17 protein-coding genes and 1 other RNA gene are annotated in these 16,797 nt (G+C 44.6%); 9 read left to right on the forward strand and 9 right to left on the reverse strand.

All coding sequences use genetic code 11. The features are described 5' to 3' along the window. The first annotated feature begins 166 nt into the window (after positions 1-166). The 3 genes from ygfZ (at position 167) to L1D60_RS11860 (ending at position 2,395) form a co-directional block, all read left to right on the forward strand. Positions 167-1,138 carry a tRNA-modifying protein YgfZ gene (ygfZ, locus tag L1D60_RS11850; protein ID WP_239841248.1) on the forward strand — a complete coding sequence of 324 codons (972 nt, stop codon included), beginning with the start codon at positions 167-169 and terminating at the stop codon, positions 1,136-1,138. Positions 1,139-1,144: 6 nt separating this feature from the next. After that, positions 1,145-1,606 (forward strand): YbaK/EbsC family protein, encoded by a 462-nt coding sequence (locus L1D60_RS11855; protein WP_239841249.1) that lies wholly within the window; start codon positions 1,145-1,147, stop codon positions 1,604-1,606. Between the two features lie 582 nt (positions 1,607-2,188). Further along, positions 2,189-2,395 carry a DUF1107 domain-containing protein gene (locus L1D60_RS11860; RefSeq protein WP_032549819.1) on the forward strand — a complete coding sequence of 69 codons (207 nt, stop codon included), beginning with the start codon at positions 2,189-2,191 and terminating at the stop codon, positions 2,393-2,395. Positions 2,396-2,473: 78 nt separating this feature from the next. Here L1D60_RS11860 and L1D60_RS11865 read toward each other — a convergent pair whose 3' ends face one another. From L1D60_RS11865 to L1D60_RS11875, 3 genes are read right to left on the reverse strand one after another with little or no spacing between them, the layout of a single operon-like run. Beyond that, positions 2,474-3,700, reverse strand: a complete 1,227-nt coding sequence (locus tag L1D60_RS11865; protein WP_239841250.1) for an FAD-dependent 2-octaprenylphenol hydroxylase — start codon at positions 3,698-3,700, stop codon at positions 2,474-2,476. A gap of 11 nt (positions 3,701-3,711) precedes the next feature. Continuing rightward, positions 3,712-4,890, reverse strand: a complete 1,179-nt coding sequence (gene ubiH, locus L1D60_RS11870; protein WP_239841251.1) for a 2-octaprenyl-6-methoxyphenyl hydroxylase — start codon at positions 4,888-4,890, stop codon at positions 3,712-3,714. A gap of 23 nt (positions 4,891-4,913) precedes the next feature. Then, positions 4,914-5,489, reverse strand: coding sequence for a YecA family protein (locus L1D60_RS11875; RefSeq protein ID WP_239841252.1), 576 nt, complete (start codon positions 5,487-5,489; stop codon positions 4,914-4,916). Positions 5,490-5,795: 306 nt separating this feature from the next. Here L1D60_RS11875 and zapA point away from each other — a divergent pair, with 306 nt between their 5' ends. From zapA to serA, 5 genes are all read left to right on the forward strand, one after another. Further along, positions 5,796-6,104, forward strand: a complete 309-nt coding sequence (gene zapA, locus L1D60_RS11880; protein ID WP_032549823.1) for a cell division protein ZapA — start codon at positions 5,796-5,798, stop codon at positions 6,102-6,104. A 12-nt stretch (positions 6,105-6,116) separates the two neighbouring features. Then, positions 6,117-6,301, forward strand: a non-coding RNA gene (gene ssrS, locus L1D60_RS11885) — 6S RNA. Positions 6,302-6,307: 6 nt separating this feature from the next. Continuing rightward, positions 6,308-6,907 (forward strand): 5-formyltetrahydrofolate cyclo-ligase, encoded by a 600-nt coding sequence (locus tag L1D60_RS11890; RefSeq protein ID WP_239841253.1) that lies wholly within the window; start codon positions 6,308-6,310, stop codon positions 6,905-6,907. 82 nt (positions 6,908-6,989) lie between these two features. Beyond that, on the forward strand, positions 6,990-7,646 hold the full coding sequence (rpiA, locus tag L1D60_RS11895) for a ribose-5-phosphate isomerase RpiA (protein ID WP_239841254.1): 657 nt from the start codon (positions 6,990-6,992) through the stop codon (positions 7,644-7,646). A 263-nt stretch (positions 7,647-7,909) separates the two neighbouring features. Then, positions 7,910-9,139 carry a phosphoglycerate dehydrogenase gene (gene serA, locus L1D60_RS11900; RefSeq protein WP_239841255.1) on the forward strand — a complete coding sequence of 410 codons (1,230 nt, stop codon included), beginning with the start codon at positions 7,910-7,912 and terminating at the stop codon, positions 9,137-9,139. Between the two features lie 92 nt (positions 9,140-9,231). Here serA and L1D60_RS11905 read toward each other — a convergent pair whose 3' ends face one another. Further along, on the reverse strand, positions 9,232-9,945 hold the full coding sequence (locus L1D60_RS11905) for an oxidative stress defense protein (RefSeq protein ID WP_239841256.1): 714 nt from the start codon (positions 9,943-9,945) through the stop codon (positions 9,232-9,234). A gap of 110 nt (positions 9,946-10,055) precedes the next feature. Next, positions 10,056-10,952 carry a LysR family transcriptional regulator ArgP gene (locus L1D60_RS11910; protein ID WP_239841257.1) on the reverse strand — a complete coding sequence of 299 codons (897 nt, stop codon included), beginning with the start codon at positions 10,950-10,952 and terminating at the stop codon, positions 10,056-10,058. A 140-nt stretch (positions 10,953-11,092) separates the two neighbouring features. On the opposite strand from L1D60_RS11910, the gene L1D60_RS11915 reads away from it, so the two are divergent. Continuing rightward, a complete protein-coding gene (locus tag L1D60_RS11915; protein ID WP_239841258.1) occupies positions 11,093-11,728 on the forward strand; it encodes a LysE/ArgO family amino acid transporter in 636 nt (211 codons plus the stop codon). A gap of 77 nt (positions 11,729-11,805) precedes the next feature. Here the strand turns inward: L1D60_RS11915 and mscS are convergent, their stop codons facing one another. The 4 genes from mscS to epd all read right to left on the reverse strand — a co-directional run bounded on the left by mscS (position 11,806) and on the right by epd (position 16,628). After that, positions 11,806-12,681 (reverse strand): small-conductance mechanosensitive channel MscS, encoded by an 876-nt coding sequence (mscS, locus tag L1D60_RS11920; protein ID WP_239841259.1) that lies wholly within the window; start codon positions 12,679-12,681, stop codon positions 11,806-11,808. Between the two features lie 368 nt (positions 12,682-13,049). Beyond that, entirely contained in the window at positions 13,050-14,126 is a 1,077-nt protein-coding gene (fbaA, locus tag L1D60_RS11925; RefSeq protein ID WP_239841260.1) for a class II fructose-bisphosphate aldolase, read from the reverse strand. A gap of 152 nt (positions 14,127-14,278) precedes the next feature. Next, complete coding sequence (locus L1D60_RS11930) at positions 14,279-15,442, reverse strand: phosphoglycerate kinase (protein WP_239841261.1); 1,164 nt, start codon at positions 15,440-15,442, stop codon at positions 14,279-14,281. 151 nt (positions 15,443-15,593) lie between these two features. Next, entirely contained in the window at positions 15,594-16,628 is a 1,035-nt protein-coding gene (gene epd / locus L1D60_RS11935; RefSeq protein WP_239841262.1) for an erythrose-4-phosphate dehydrogenase, read from the reverse strand. Positions 16,629-16,797 lie beyond the last annotated feature (169 nt).

Here is a 16,797-nt window from a genome sequence, read left to right on the forward strand (position 1 = left end):
GTTATCCTCACCTATTGTTTTTCTCTCTTCGAGTGTAACAACTCATAAGCGCTGCAACTACCTTAGTCGTCTCAGTCCCTATCTCAGCTCACAAAAAAACCTAAGCTGACAAAAAAAACAAACCGGATTAACATAGACACAAATCAAATTTCTCAGGAAAGGCAAAATGGATTGGAAAAACGCGTTTCAACCACTTAATCACACGTACAATGACACACTTTCAGAAGTGATGATGACGCACATCTCTGACTGGGGGGCGATTACTATGGTAGGCGACGATAAAAAGTCTTACCTACAAGGCCAAGTAACGTGTGATGTAGTCCAGCTACCAGGTGATGAGTCAACACTAGGCGCACACTGTGACGCTAAGGGTAAAGTGTGGAGCATTTTCCGCCTATTCCACCACAATGATGGTTATGCCTTACTACAACCTCAGTCTGCGATTGAAGTTGAGCTACAAGAAATCAAGAAGTACGCGGTATTCTCTAAGGTCACTATCGAGCAAACTGAAGATGTGGTGCTTGGCATCATGGGTTCACAAGCCGACAGCTTCGTCGATACTCTTTCTGAAGATCGTGGCAATGTACGTGCTATCGAAGGCGGAAGTGCCGTTAAAGTGGCTGATTCTCGTTGGGCGCTGCTTGTTACTCCTGCTGCAGCACAAGCATTAGTTGAGGGTAGCTCAGTTGAAAAAGTTTCCGAAACGCTGTGGCAATACTTTGAGATCATGGATGCTCAACCAAAGCTGTCTGCAGCAGAGCAGAATGAACACATCCCACAAGCACTGAACCTACAAGCGATTGGCGGCATCAGCTTTAGCAAGGGTTGTTACACTGGCCAAGAGACCGTTGCTCGCGCGAAGTATCGTGGCATGAATAAACGTGAAATGCGCATTGTATCTGGTACAACAGAGCAGCCACTCACATTGGATTCCGCAATTGAACTCGAGCGCAGCGTTGGCGAGAACTGGCGTGGTGCTGGTCGCCTTCTGAATGTCTACCAATTCTCTGACAACACCGCTGTTGGCCTGATTGTACTGCCGAATAACTTGGACGATGACGTTGAATTACGCCTTACAGAGCAACCAGATCACAAATGGACTATCCAACCTCTACCTTATAGCTTGGAAGAAGAGTAATTTCCTTTGAAAACGGTTATTACAGATTGGTTGGATCAACAGCAGGTGGAGTACCGCCTGCTGTTGCAAGATAAAGAAACCACTTCGATTGAAGAGACGGCACAGGCTCGGGGTATTGAGCCTTCTCAGATGGTCAAATGCATTCTGCTTCGAGATATGGGCAATCAGTACGCGTTGGCATGTGCTCCGGGTGACAGAGCGATTGACCCGAAAAAAGTACGATCCGTACTGAATTGCCGTCGAATGACCTGTGTATCATTACAAGATGTTGAGTCGGTCACTGGGTTTAAAGTGGGTTGTGTTGGTCCACTGGCACTCAAACGTTATATGCCGATCATTTTCGATCATTCACTGCAACAGAATAAAATTGTCACAATCAGCTCTGGCGAGAGAATGGCTGGGATCGCCCTTGATCTCAACGATCTTATGAATCTATGTGCGCCTATTGAAGCTGAAATCTGTAAATAGCCTCAATAACAGAACGATCTTGCTCTCAAAACCATGAGATTCGATACAAGCATTCTCATAATAACTGGGACTTTTATCATATTTAACAGACCGACCAGAAAATATATTTAGTCAAAATTAAAGCATAACTAGTCACAGAGGCTATTCTAGGGTAATCTACATTGACTGGTTAGCTTTTAATCAAATCGATAACTAGCCAGTCAAAGTGAATCCACTGAGTAACGTCAGTCATCCACTTTTGTGTAATGCATCTGTGACTATTCGCCCGTTTTTGAACGGGCTTTTTTTATGCAAAAAATTTACACTTTTATTACACAAATAAATAATTTACGCCTATTCTTAACTTTGAAACATGTGCGCCGCCTAAAGCCCAGACAGGAAAGTCAGCAGGCAGTTCACTGAACCCACGTTTTTTGAGGAGAAGCTCACGATAAAAACGATATTTGCTACTGAATCTGCTTAGTACAGCACAAATATCTATTAAGAGACAACTCTACTGCATATTACTCCACGCTTATCACAATTATTCCCCCGGAGATTTTCTATAATATGCAGGCTAGGTAAAGATAAGGATAAGAAAAAATGAGACTGTTTAAGCGCTATACACCCGGTATGATTGCTAAACATGTAAGTCGACTTTTTAAAGGACGAATCTACATTTACGGCGTTGGGAAATTTGAGTTTGATAACGGTAAACTGGTTCTGCCAGAGAGGGCTGAGAAGCGCCATTTCGATACCGTAAAAGAGATAAACAATGAAATTATGAAGCTTAGGTGTGCTTACGCTTGATCCACATAATTATCAACTGAATACAGAAAAGGGTTGGCAGTGCCAACCCTTTCGCGTTTCTAAAGCCCTAAGCGGCTATCAGGAGTTAGTGCTTACTGGTCGCTTAGCAAGCTCTGGTAGATTGCCAGTTAAACCTAGCGCGCGTTTCATGATTTCATCTTTCGCACCTGGCAACTGACCCGCGAGCTTCATCCCCAAGCCACGAATCAACTTCTTAGCAGGGTTATCCCCTTCAAACAGGTCTTTAAAGCCCTGCATAGAAGCAATCATCTTCGCCGCCTCGGCCTTACGCCAGCGTTCGTAGCTGCGTAAGTTACGCTTAGTACCGATGTCTTCGCCGGCTTGCCACAGCTTGATCAACTCTTGAGCTAGGCTTGCAGCATCAAGTAAACCAAGGTTCACGCCCTGGCCTGCTAATGGGTGAATGGTATGAGCCGCATCCCCCACCAAAGCCACGCGCTCTACGGCAAAATCACGCGCGTAGCGCATACGAAGTGGGAAGGCAAAACGCTCACCAACTACGCTGCATAAGCCAAGCTTGGCATCAAACTCTGTTGTTAGGTGCTTGTTGAACTCTTGCTCAGACATCGATACCAATTTCTCGGCACGATTCGGCTCGGTTGACCATACGATTGAGCTCATATTTGGCGATTGCATCGGCAAGAATGCTAACGGGCCTTGTGGTGTGAAGATCTGACGAGCAACACTATCATGCGCAGTTTCAGTGCGGATATTCGCAACTATCGCGCTGTGTCCATAATCCCAGTGCGTCAGTGGAATATCTTGCTGCCTACGAACCCATGAGTTTGCACCATCAGCACCAACAACCAATTTTGCCGTCAGCGCCTGACCATTATCCAAAGTCAGCCACGCTTCACTCTCACCGATAGCCAAAGATTGGCATGTGGCTGGCATATAAAGGCTAACATTGTCTTGCTTCTTAACTTGGTCCAACAGCGCCAGTTGAATCACTCGATTCTCAACAATATGACCAAGATTTGGTTGAGCTAGACGAGTGGAATCAAACTCGATGCGTGCGAAGCTGTCTTGCTCCCACACTTCCATCGCTTGATATGGTGCAGCACGTCGCTGCTCAATACCACGCCATGCTCCAAGGTTACGTAATATCACTTCACTTGAGCGACTCAATGCCGACACGCGAACATCCGGCAGTTCATTCAAACCTTCGCTCGGCGCTTTACCTTCGATCACAGCAATTCTCAGGTCACTGTCTTTTAGGGCTGCGGCTAATGCCAAACCAACCATGCCACCGCCAACAATAGCGATATCAACACTTTGCATCATTATTTTCTACCTTATCTCTCAACCAAGCCCAGCGTATGACGCAATAAAGGGCCCTTAAGGGGTGAGATGTTATCCATTGCTGCTAATCCGAGATTACGACCCAAGCGTGTCGCTGGCCAATCATTTGAAAACAGGTGAACCAAGCTTGAAGTGAGTGCAATCGTGGTATCACGATCTGACTCTCGACGTTTTCTAAAGCGCGTTAACCCTGAGTAGTGACCTGCATCATCCAGCTGTTCACATACCTCTTCCGCAAGCGACGCAACATCACGAATGCCAAGATTGAACCCTTGCCCAGCAATCGGATGTAAGGTTTGGGCAGCATTGCCAACAATCGCAAAGCGATGAGAAATGTTCTGTTGTCTATGACGCAGAATCAGTGGGTAACTCGCCCTCTGTCCAACCTTCTCTAGCTTACCTAAGCGCCAACCAAAGGCGTCTTGAAGCTGCTCAAGAAAGGCGGTTTCATCCAACGCCATTACCTTATTCGCTTGTTCAGGTGGCAGACACCAAACCAAAGACAAGCGGTTATTTGTCATAGGCAATAACGCAACAGGGCCATGCTCTGTAAAGCGTTCAAATGCACGCCCAGCATGAGGTTCGCTAGCGACGATATTTGCGATGACAGCCACTTGACCAAAATCATGCTCGTTTAAAGTTATACCGAGACGTTCACAACACGTCGAGATCGCGCCATCTGCAGCAACCAACAACTTGGTAGTAATGGTTTGGCCGCAACTAAGTTCAATATCGGTATGGTCAATATGACGAGTAATCTCACTCACTGATGATGGACAAAACAGAGTGATATTACCTTCAGCCTCAAGCTTCTCTTGATAAATTCGCCCAACGTCAGCAAGTTCAACCACGTAACCAAGCGCATCCACAGCGAGTTGTTCACTAAAGATGTCTGTCATCCCTGCATGACCACGATCAGAGACATGAATATCTTTGATCGCCGTCGCTACCGGTAAAATCGATGACCACAATTGAAGAGACTCTAGGATCTGCACCGTTCCGTAAGAAAGTGCGATTGAGCGAGAGTCAAAACCGGGGTGAGCATTATGGTCAACCTGATACGGTTCAACCACAGCTATCGATAAAGAGCGTTGACTTAACTGGTTGAGCGCGAGAGCAAGTGTTGCACCTGCCATTGCTCCACCAGCAATTACCACATCAAATTGAGCCATCGTGACCTCTAAACTCGAAACAATTAGTGAATGGTTGGTACGCTGTCTTCTGATGGACGAGCACCGAACTCCGCATGAATCGTCAATGCACACGCTTTAACATGTTCAATAACCTGCTCGAGTAGCTGTGCTTGCTCATCGAGATCGTCATCTTCATCAATACCTAGCTTTGCCATCTCTTCCAGATCGGCCAATGCTTCTTTGGTTTCATCTGACGCCTTGTTCAGTTGTGCACCGACTAAGCCCAAACCTGAAATGAAGTGGTTAATCCAATCAGAGACGCCGTCAGCCAAGTCAAACAAGCTAGCACTCGCATCTTCGTCAGGAAGTAGCATTGAGAGTTCCATGCCTGAACCCGTGATTTCACTGGTGGTCACTTTAAGCGTTGCTTCCGCCAATGTTAGTACGCGATCCGGCCAACCCATTCCTTCATTGGTGTAATCGAAGATTAATGGCTGCCAGCTTTTATCTGCAAGGCTTAACCCACCGCTTAGCATTCCCGTTAGTAGTCCATGCATTTCGGCAGGCGTTACAGCTAGGCTTGCTGATTGCAATTCAGTTGCAACCGTTAGGTAGTCAGGTAAAGTAGTTTCGCTCATCAGATAACTCGCTCAGTTGTTCTTTATATCAATCTATTAATCGTACCACTTCACCCCAATTCTAGTAAGCGCAGATCCTTAGCAATTGCAGTAAGAGTGACTATCAAATGTTCAATTTGCTGAATTACTGTGTGCTCAAGCTCTCATTTACAAACAGTCACTCTGAAAAGCTTGAATCTTAATAGCGGTTTACCTATAGTTTCCTCCTCAGAGGAGTTAGCTTCCTCATCGGTGCTGGCACTTTTTCTTTCTCATAATGACAAAGGGCAACGGCCTTAGAATAGCGCGTTAAAGAGTTCATCCATCATGAGTAATCAAGCGGTAGACGTTGAAATATTAGGTAAATTGACTCGAGTTAATTGTCCTGCAGGGCAAGAAGAGTCATTAATCGCAGCGGCGGCCGATCTTGATAATCGATTGAAAGAGATGGCTGAACGTACTAAGGTAACCAATGAAGTTAAGCTGCTAACCATCGCGGCTCTTAACATCTGTTATGAGTTGCAGACGAAGAAATTCGAAGCTAACGACGAACAAAACGCACTGACCGAGCGCATGGAAAAGCTCACTGCATCGCTTTCAGATGTACTCAGTAAGGTTAAGCACGGACAGCAATAAGCGTTCACAAAATTTACCCTGGAGTGTTTGTCAGAGGATTCACGTCCCCGAGCCGATAAGCAATCCCTAAGGGTTAGTACTTGAGTGCTATTGAGCATGCTCGGCCCGTACCGAGAAGCCTACGGTAATCATTGCTGATCCGCCTTGAACTCGCTGGTTCAAGGGCCATCTATTCTCAACGGCACTTTGGGGTATCCCTTCTTATGAAGACGCTCACTCGTAACGAGTTTCGCACGCTCATCCGACAGAAACGCAAAGCACTCTCTAACCTTGAACAGCAACAAGCTGGCTTAGATCTCGTTGAACGTTGTTCGACCTTAAACGATCTTCAAAATGCACAGCACATCGCCCTCTATATTTCCACCGATGGTGAGCTTGATACGCAGCCACTTATCGAATGGTTATGGTCGCAAGGAAAAGAAGTCTACCTCCCAGTACTGCATCCTTTTTCTGACGGACATCTCCTCTTCTTGCGCTACGCGCCTGATACTCCAACGGTGCACAATAAATATGGCATTGTGGAACCAAAACTCGATCAAACTCAGGTCAAGCCAACGCGCGAGCTCGATGTTATCTTTACGCCGTTAGTTGGATTTGACTCTTACGGCCACCGATTAGGCATGGGCGGAGGCTATTACGACCGCACGTTAGCGCCTTGGTTTAACACTGGCATTGGTGCGACACCCATTGGGCTTGCTCATGATTGTCAACATGTCGAGCAGTTACCGACTGCGAATTGGGACATCCCCTTACCTAAAATCGTGACTCCGAGTAAAACTTGGCAATGGGAAATTGGTGACTAAAGCGCTATAATCCGCCCGCAAACGTTAACTTACACGTACGCTCTATTTATTCAAAAAAGCACGACCTATTCAGGAGATTGGCATGACTCAAGATGAAATGAAAAAAGCGGCTGGTTGGGCAGCACTTCAGTATGTTGAAGAAGGCAGCATTGTGGGTGTTGGTACTGGCTCTACAGTAAATCACTTCATCGACGCACTAGGCACAATGAAAGACAAGATTAAAGGTGCCGTTTCTAGCTCTGTAGCATCAACACAACGTCTAGAAGAACTAGAGATCAAAGTGTATGAGTGTAACGACGTTGCGAAACTCGACATCTACGTTGATGGCGCAGACGAAATCAACCCAACTCGTGACATGATTAAAGGCGGCGGTGCTGCTCTTACTCGTGAAAAGATTGTTGCTGCAATCTCTGAAAAGTTTGTTTGTATTGTTGATGGTACTAAAGCCGTTGACGTACTTGGCAAGTTCCCACTGCCTGTAGAAGTTATTCCAATGGCGCGTTCTTACGTAGCACGTGAGCTTGTAAAACTAGGCGGTGACCCGGTGTACCGTGAAGGTTGCATTACTGATAACGGTAACGTAATCCTAGATGTATACGGCATGGCGATTGAAAACCCGAAACAGATGGAAGACATCATCAACGGTATCGCAGGCGTTGTAACGGTTGGTCTATTTGCTCACCGTGGTGCCGATATTGTGATTACAGGTACGCCTGAAGGCGCAAAAATCGAAGAATAATAAACAGAGTAATAGTGCTACTTTCTGTTACTTCATTACATACGGTGCCTGAGGGCACCGTTTTTTTTGCTTAGCATCTGTAAAATTATGGCTTATTCCGTAATTTTCTTACCCAAATCATTTTTTTTTTGTTACTTTATTGTTCAGAAGACGCACAGGGAAAACGTTTGTCTCCTAACAAAATGGTTAATTTCATCCCCTTAAGCCATTTTGTAGCACGTGCGCCGCATTTGCCCACCTTTCCATTTTAAAGGACGAGAACAATGGCCAAAGTTTCACTGGAAAAAGATAAGATTAAAATTCTGCTGCTAGAGGGACTTCACCCTTCTTCAGTAGAAGTACTACAAGCCGCTGGTTACACCAATATTGAATATCATAAAGGCTCTCTGCCTGAAGAAGAGCTACTAGAAGCAGTTAAAGATGCGCACTTTATTGGTATCCGTTCTCGTACAAATCTATCCCAAGAAGTTATCGACGCAGCTGAGAAGCTGGTTGCGATCGGTTGTTTCTGTATCGGTACTAACCAAGTTGACCTAAACGCTGCAGCTAAGCGCGGTGTGCCTGTGTTTAACGCACCGTTCTCAAACACACGTAGTGTTGCTGAACTGGTACTCGGCCAAGTATTGCTACTTCTTCGTGGCATTCCAGAGAAAAACGCACTTGCGCACCGTGGTATCTGGAAAAAGAGTGCAGACAACTCTTACGAAGCTCGTGGTAAACGCTTAGGTATCATCGGTTACGGTCATATCGGTACTCAATTGGGTATCATTGCTGAAAACTTAGGTATGCGCGTTTACTTCTACGACATCGAGAACAAGCTATCGCTAGGTAACGCAACACAAGTTCATACCATGACTGAGCTTTTGAACAAATGTGATGTGATTTCTCTGCATGTTCCTGAAACAAACGAAACCAAGAACATGATGGGTAAAGAAGAGTTCGACCGCATGAAGCCGGGTGCTATTTTCATTAACGCAGCGCGTGGTACGGTTGTAGATATCCCAGCGCTATGTGGTGCTCTAGATTCAGGTCACTTAGGTGGTGCAGCGATTGATGTGTTCCCAACAGAGCCAAAAACCAATGCTGACCCATTTGAGTCTCCATTGATGCAGTTTGACAACGTGATCCTAACACCGCACGTCGGTGGTTCTACTCAAGAAGCACAAGAGAACATCGGTGTAGAAGTAGCGGGTAAACTAGCGAAGTACTCAGATAATGGTTCAACGCTATCAAGTGTGAACTTCCCAGAGGTATCTCTGCCTCTGCATACGGGCACATCACGCCTACTGCACATCCACGAAAACCGCCCGGGTATCCTGACGCAAATCAACACCATCTTCGCGGAAGAAGGTATCAACATTGCGGGTCAGTACCTACAAACGGCTGCCGACATGGGTTACGTAGTAATTGATGTGGAAGCAGATCGCTCTGAAGAAGCATTGCTGAAGCTGAAAGAGATTGAAGGCACTATCCGAGCTCGACTACTGCATTAATTATTTGGTGTAACAAACGTACAAAAGGCTCTCATTGCGAGAGCCTTTTTAGTATTTGGCCTACTGTAGGCATTTAGATCATGATGATCCAATTACTCTTCAAGCTGATAGATCACATCAACACGGTCACGGATCGTAATCGTAGAATCTTGATATGAGTTAGACTCCATTTTGGAATCCATCGCCATTGAGCGCATCAAAACAGGTTGTGCATACTGTGCGTTGTAATCAATACGCCACACATCACCTAGCTCTTTATCAAAGCCGTTCGCTAATGACTTAGCCTTAGTCTGTGCATCTTTAATCGCTTCTAAACGCGCCATCTCTTGATATTTAGCTTGATCACGCACTTGAAGTTGGATGTTATCGACCTGATTGATCCCTTCGCTAAGCGCAATATCTAAGTAACGGTTCAGATTGGCTAAATCTTCAACTTGGACGGTGACATTGCGAGATGCTCGGTAACCCACGAGTTCAGGCTTGCCCTCTTTTGGGTAATGGTACTGAGGAGCAAGGTATAGGTTAGAGCTTTGGATGCCGGTTTTATCAATGCCTGCCTCTTCGAGCTTATTCAGAAAAGCAGCAACGACTCTATCCACCGTTCCTTTTGCTTGTTCTGCTGTCATGGTTGACTCAACAACCTTGACTGAGAAAGTGGCCATGTCTGGCTTTGCTACGACTTCACCATAACCAGTGGTAGAAAGGTGAGGAAAACTGGTTACCTCAGCCAATGATGGGAAACTGATAACTGACAGAGCCGCAGTCAGAGTAAGAGATGTCGCTAACATATTTGGAACTAACTTCATTAGGAAAACCCATGCTAAGCAAATGTCCTTTCATCATAGAGTAATTTATGACGATACCAATCATGATATTGAACTTCTTACATAACTTTTACGCTGGAAAAACTGTCAGCTTACTGAGGAAGGTGTTGATGAGCGTAGCTCAAAATTGCCTGTGAGATCTCTTTAAGCACCCCACTCTCTAGTTGCCAGTGGTGCCAATAAATTCGATAAGAAAGCAGAAAACCCGGTGTAATATCAATCAATAAGCCGGACTCTAACTCCTCTACGATCTGTAAGCGCGGAATCAAACAGTAAGCGACACCGGACATGGCGATACGAACAAACGCTTCGGAGCTACCCACTGTGTGGTTAATGACTGCGTCTCTTGGCACATTAAAGTGCTCATGAAGAAATTTCTTATGTAGATCATCGTATTGGTCATAAGAGACAGCTGGCGCTTTCTTCAACGTTTCATAATTCACACCATCTTCAAAGTAACGCTCAAAGAATGCAGGACTGGCTACACACACGTAGTCCATTCGACCTAAATAGTCAGCTCGACAACCAGGAAGTGCTTGAGATTCAAGGCTGATCGCACCGGCAACCTCTCCATTTTTTAGTTTAGCGATCGTTCGAGACTCGCCATGAATGGCCATATTTAATTCGACTTGTCGCGTCTTCATCACGTCAGACAGTGCTGGCAATAGCCAAGTTGCGAGGCTATCTGCATTGGTTGCAATTGATACTGAAAGCGCTTGGTTGCTCTTTTCGTTCATTAACTCAGGCACTAATTCATGCTCAAGCAGGCGTACTCTTCGATACAGGCCCAGTAGTTTCTTTCCAGTAGGCGTTGGACGCGGTGGTGTCTCGCGAATCAATACCGGTTGTGCAAGCCATTTCTCGAGCTGCTTAATACGCTGTGAGACCGCAGATTGAGAGATATAAAGATGCTCTGCTGCTCGTTCAAAGCTCCGCTGATTCACAACAGAATCAAGGGCTTCCAACCATTTATAATCTAATCCACGCATTATTCACTCCCTCTAAACCCAAAAGTCACCACCTGATAAGTATCTCTAATATTATATTAAAATCATTAATTATACTTATTTAAAATCTAAGCGTATCTTCTCTGTAAATTGAGGTTTCAACAGATTACGTGGAGGTTAAAATGAGTTTTTGGGTTTTATTACAAGGGTTTGGATTAGGTGCGAGCATGATTATTCCAATCGGAGCGCAAAATGCCTATGTCTTGAATCAGGGTATCAAGCGCAATCATCACCTCACGACAGCAACTATCTGTAGCCTTTTGGATACTCTGTTTATCTCACTCGGTATTTTTGGTGGCGGCGCGATCCTATCTCAAAATGAGATTCTACTGACATCAGTCACTCTGGGCGGCATCGCTTTCTTGAGCGTGTATGGTCTGTTGTCTTTAAAAAGTGCGTTTAAAGCAGAAACAGAAAATGAATCGAAGGGAGAAGTGCTAGCACGTGGTAAGCGTACCGTTATCCTAGGTGCATTAGCCGTAACCGTACTCAATCCTCACTTGTATCTAGATACTGTGGTTATCTTGGGTTCGATTGGTGGCCAGTTTGAAGGAAACGATCGCCTTTCGTTTGCTTTAGGGACAATTCTGGCGTCGTTTGTTTGGTTCTACTCGCTCTCGCTAGGTGCAGCAAAATTAGGCCCAACACTATCAAAGCCAAAAGTGAAGAAAGGTATCGACATTGCTGTTGCGACAATGATGTTTACTATCGCGATTTTACTTAGCAAAGGACTCATCGAGCAGTACTGGTCAATATAAATAGAAAACCAGTTCGCTCAAAATGACAAAGGCGGATAACTGAGTTATCCGCCTTTTTAATACTCTAAGCTAAAACTTTATGCTTCAACTTTATTGAGATGCACATCCATTTGTGGGAATGGGATCTCGATACCTTCTTTATCCAAGCCTTCTTTGATTGCTTGCATAAGGTCGAAGTAAACACTCCAGTAATCAGCTGTCTTAACCCATGGGCGAACCACGAAGTTAACTGAAGAGTCCGCCAGTGTATGAACACCAACTTGAACACCAGGCTCTTTCAATACTCGCTCATCTGATTCACAGATCTTAGTCAACAGCTCTTTTGTTTGTTGAAGGTTAGCACCATAAGAAACACCAATCATCAAATCAACACGGCGCGTTGCATGACGCGAGTAGTTGGTAATTGGGCTACCGATAACGCTGCCGTTTGGTACCACAACCATCTTGTTATCTGGTGTTGTCAGTACAGTTTGGAAAATCTGAATAGAATCTACAGAGCCTGCAACACCACCAATCTCAACGTAGTCGCCAGACTTGAATGGACGGAACGCAACAATCAGTACACCCGCAGCAAAGTTAGATAGTGAGCCTTGAAGTGCAAGACCAATCGCTAGACCTGCCGCACCAATAACTGCAACGACAGAAGCTGTTTGAACACCCACACGACCTAATGCGGCAATCAGAACAATTACAAATAACAGGTAACGAACAAGACCATGAATAAATTCGATAACGGCTTTGTCCATTTTCTTCTTATGAAGAACTTTAGAAACGCTATTGGCTACACCTTTTACGATCAAGTTACCAATAAACAGAATCAAAAGAGCAGATATAATATTCACACCATATTGAATCAATAGGTCAGAATTATTTGTTAACCACTGTTCTGCGTGAGACAACGTATCCACAATTGGAGTTTCAATTGTTGCCATTTCTTCAGCCATAACGAGCATCCTCTATAAAATATGCTAAAAGCTAAACTGCCTTAAGCTACAAAAACCCAACGCCAAGCAGAGATAAAGAAGCTCTCGCAATAAGCATTCAGTCGAAGGGAGTAGCCAGGTCCTTTCTATAAAACGGGGTCAGACCCAATTTTTCGGCACGATATCCTATCTTTGACAGATTTCAAAGTCATATTTATGTAAGCTTTTGAATAAAGGAAACTTACGCATAAACACAAATACCGATACTTAAAAGACTACGAAATTTATTCACCATTCGCTAGAGTTTTTACATAATTCATACAAGTTTTTATCACATACAAAAAAACCCGCTCAATGAGCGGGTTTTCAAAACGTTAGCTGTACTTAATTCAAAAGAATTATAGTACGTCTACAGCGTTAAGGTCAGCGAATGCTTTCTCAAGACGAGTAACCATAGAAGCTTGACCAGCACGTAGCCATACGCGTGGATCGTAGTACTTCTTGTTTGGCGCATCTTCGCCAGTTGGGTTACCGATTTGACCTTGTAGGAATTCACGGTTTTCCGCTTCGTATGCACGGATACCATCCCATGTAGCCCACTGTGTATCAGTATCGATGTTCATTTTGATAACACCGTAGCCGATAGACTCTTGGATTTCAGCTTCAGTAGAACCAGAACCACCGTGGAATACGAAGTTTAGAGCGTTAGGTGCGATACCGAACTTCTCTGCACAGTATGCTTGAGAGTCACGTAGGATAGTTGGAGTTAGAACAACGTTACCTGGCTTGTATACACCGTGTACGTTACCGAAAGATGCTGCGATAGTGAAACGTGGGCTAACAGCGCTTAGTTTCTCGTATGCGTATGCAACGTCTTCTGGAGAAGTGTAAAGCTCAGATGCGTCCATATCAGAGTTATCAACGCCGTCTTCTTCACCACCAGTACAACCAAGTTCGATCTCGATTGTCATGTTCATTTTAGCCATGCGCTCTAGGTACTTAGCACATGTTTCGATGTTCTCTTCTAGAGACTCTTCAGAAAGGTCTAGCATGTGAGAAGAGAATAGAGGCTTACCAGTTTGAGCGAAGAACTCTTCACCAGCGTCTAGTAGACCGTCGATCCATGGAAGAAGTTTCTTAGCAGCGTGGTCAGTGTGCAGGATAACTGGAACACCGTAAGCTTCAGCTACAGCGTGTACGTATTTAGCACCAGCTACAGCACCAAGGATTTGAGCGCCTTGACCTTCAAGTTTAACGCCTTTACCTGCGAAGAAAGCAGCACCGCCGTTAGAGAACTGAACAACAACTGGAGACTTAACTTTAGCAGCTGCTTCTAGTACTGCGTTTACAGAGTCAGTACCAACAACGTTTACTGCTGGAAGAGCAAATTTGTTTTCTTTTGCTACTTCAAATACTTTCTGTACGTCATCGCCAGAAATTACACCAGGTTTTACAAAATCGAAGATCTTAGACATGGAAATAGTCCTATTTATTCTATCGTTTTAAGATTAAAAAACTTAAGTTTAAAAACTTGCAAACGTTTGCTCACAACTTATGCCATTCTAACAAAAAAGTGTGACGTGCAGCAAACGTTAAAGGCGGGTGTAATCACCCGCCTTCATATTCATTACGCCTTAGCGCGCTCTTCTAGCATAGCAACTGCTGGAAGTACTTTACCTTCAACGAACTCAAGGAAAGCACCGCCGCCAGTAGAGATGTAAGAAACGTCAGCTTTGATACCGAACTTGTCGATAGCTGCTAGCGTGTCACCACCACCTGCTACAGAGAAACCTGCAGACTCAGCGATTGCTTTAGAGATACCAGCAGTACCCGCTTCGAAGTTCTTGAATTCGAATACGCCTACAGGGCCGTTCCAAAGGATAGTTTTAGCGTTGCCGATGATTTCAGCTAGAGCCGCTGTTGATTCTGGACCTAGGTCGAAGATCATGTCATCGTCTGCAACTTCAGAAACGTGCTTGATTTCAGCTTCAGCGTTTTCGTCGAATGCTTTTGCACATGCTACGTCAGTTGCAACTGGGATAGCACACTCTTTCATTAGCTTCTGAGCTGTTTCAACTAGGTCTGCTTCGTATAGAGACTTACCTACGTTGTGGCCTTCAGCAGCGATGAACGTGTTCGCGATACCACCGCCTACAACAAGTTGGTCAGCAACTTTAGATAGAGACTCAAGAACAGTCAGTTTAGTAGATACTTTAGAACCACCAACGATAGCAACTAGTGGACGCTCTGGGTTGTCCATTGCTTTACCTAGTGCTTCTAGTTCAGCAGCAAGAAGAGGACCAGCACATGCTACAGGAGCGTGAGTACCAACACCGTGAGTAGATGCTTGTGCACGGTGAGCCGTACCGAATGCATCCATTACGAAGATGTCACATAGAGATGCGTACTGCTTAGACAGTTCTTCTTCGTTTTTCTTCTCGCCTTTGTTGAAGCGAACGTTTTCTAGAACAACAAGCTCACCAGCGTTCAGCTCTAGGCCGTTAAGGTAATCTTTAGCTAGTTTAACGTCACACTCTAGAGCGTCGTTTAGGTAGTTAACTACAGGTTGTAGAGAGAACTCTTCGTTGTACTCGCCTTCCGTTGGGCGACCAAGGTGTGAAGTAACCATTACTTTTGCACCAGCTTCTAGACAAAGCTTGATAGTTGGTAGAGATGCAAGGATACGAGCATCTGAAGTTACTTTACCGTCTTTTACTGGTACGTTTAGGTCAGCACGGATAAATACGCGTTTACCTGCTAGTTCCAGGTCAGTCATCTTGATCACAGACATGATTTGTCCTCTCAAATTTAAATAAATATAAAGTTTTGGAAACTCAGCAACCCTGCTAAGCCTATAAATTCTTCAACTGGTCATAATATGTGGATACTTGGCATTTATTTCAAGCTTAAAAATAAATAATCCGCATATTTGCTTCCGGGCCTTACTTCTCGCCTTCAGAAGCTTGCATTGCAAGTACCGTATCCAGCATTCGGTTTGCAAAGCCCCATTCGTTATCACACCACACTAGCATTTTTACTAAGTGGCCGTTGCTCACTCTAGTTTGAGTACCATCCACAATCGCGCTATGGGGATCGTGATTAAAGTCGATGGATACGAGCGGCGCTTCAGTATAGTCAACGATGTTGTGTAATGTACACTGAGATGCGTTAACAATGGTTTGATTTACGTCATTAACTTTCACATTCGTATTAATTGTGACACTTAAATCCATTGCTGTAACGTTAACCGTTGGTACTCGCACAGAAATCGCTTCAAACTTGTTAGAAAATTTCGGAAAAATTCGCTCAATACCTTTATGAAGTTTGGTATCAACCGGAATAATTGATTGGCTCGCAGCACGAGTACGACGCAAGTCCGAATGGTAAGCGTCAATCACTTGTTGGTCATTCATCGACGAGTGAATCGTGGTGATAGTGCCAGAATCGATACCAAACGCCTCATCAAGAACCTTGATGATAGGTACGATACAGTTTGTGGTACAAGAACCATTGGAAACAATGCGATCGCTGGCTTTGATGGTGTCGTGGTTAACGCCATAAATAATGGTATTATCGAGGTCGTTCGCACCTGGGTGTGAGAACAGCACCTTTTTAGCGCCAGCTTCGATATGAGCGAGGCCATCGGCTCGGCAACCATACACACCGGTACAATCAAGCACGATATCCACTTCAAGGTCGCGCCAAGGAAGCAGGTCAATTTCAGCTAAATGGAGAATGCGAACAGTATCAATTTCACCACTGTCATGATGAATATAAATATGCTCTTGATCGTTCGAGATCTTTTTGCCGAAACGGCCGTGACTGGTGTCGTATTGAAGCAGATGAGCCATAGCATCAGGTTGTGCTAATTCATTAACTGCGACGACTTTGATTTGTTGGCTTTTGCCACTTTCATAAAGCGCTCTTAGAACATTGCGCCCTATTCTTCCAAATCCGTTGATTGCGACTTTTAGCATAGTTCCATACATCTAACCAAAATTTCGTGCAACAGATGATAACTGAATCCTACCTAAAAGGCATTAGTTGAGTGATCTAACTCGCTAAAAATAATTGATAGCAACCATCAATAACAAGCTATCAATATACTGATAATGAAAATGAGCTAATCAAACCTTGCGGCTGTTT

Source organism: Vibrio sp. Isolate30, from assembly GCF_022397975.1.
GTDB classification, from domain to species: Bacteria; Pseudomonadota; Gammaproteobacteria; order Enterobacterales; family Vibrionaceae; genus Vibrio; species Vibrio fortis.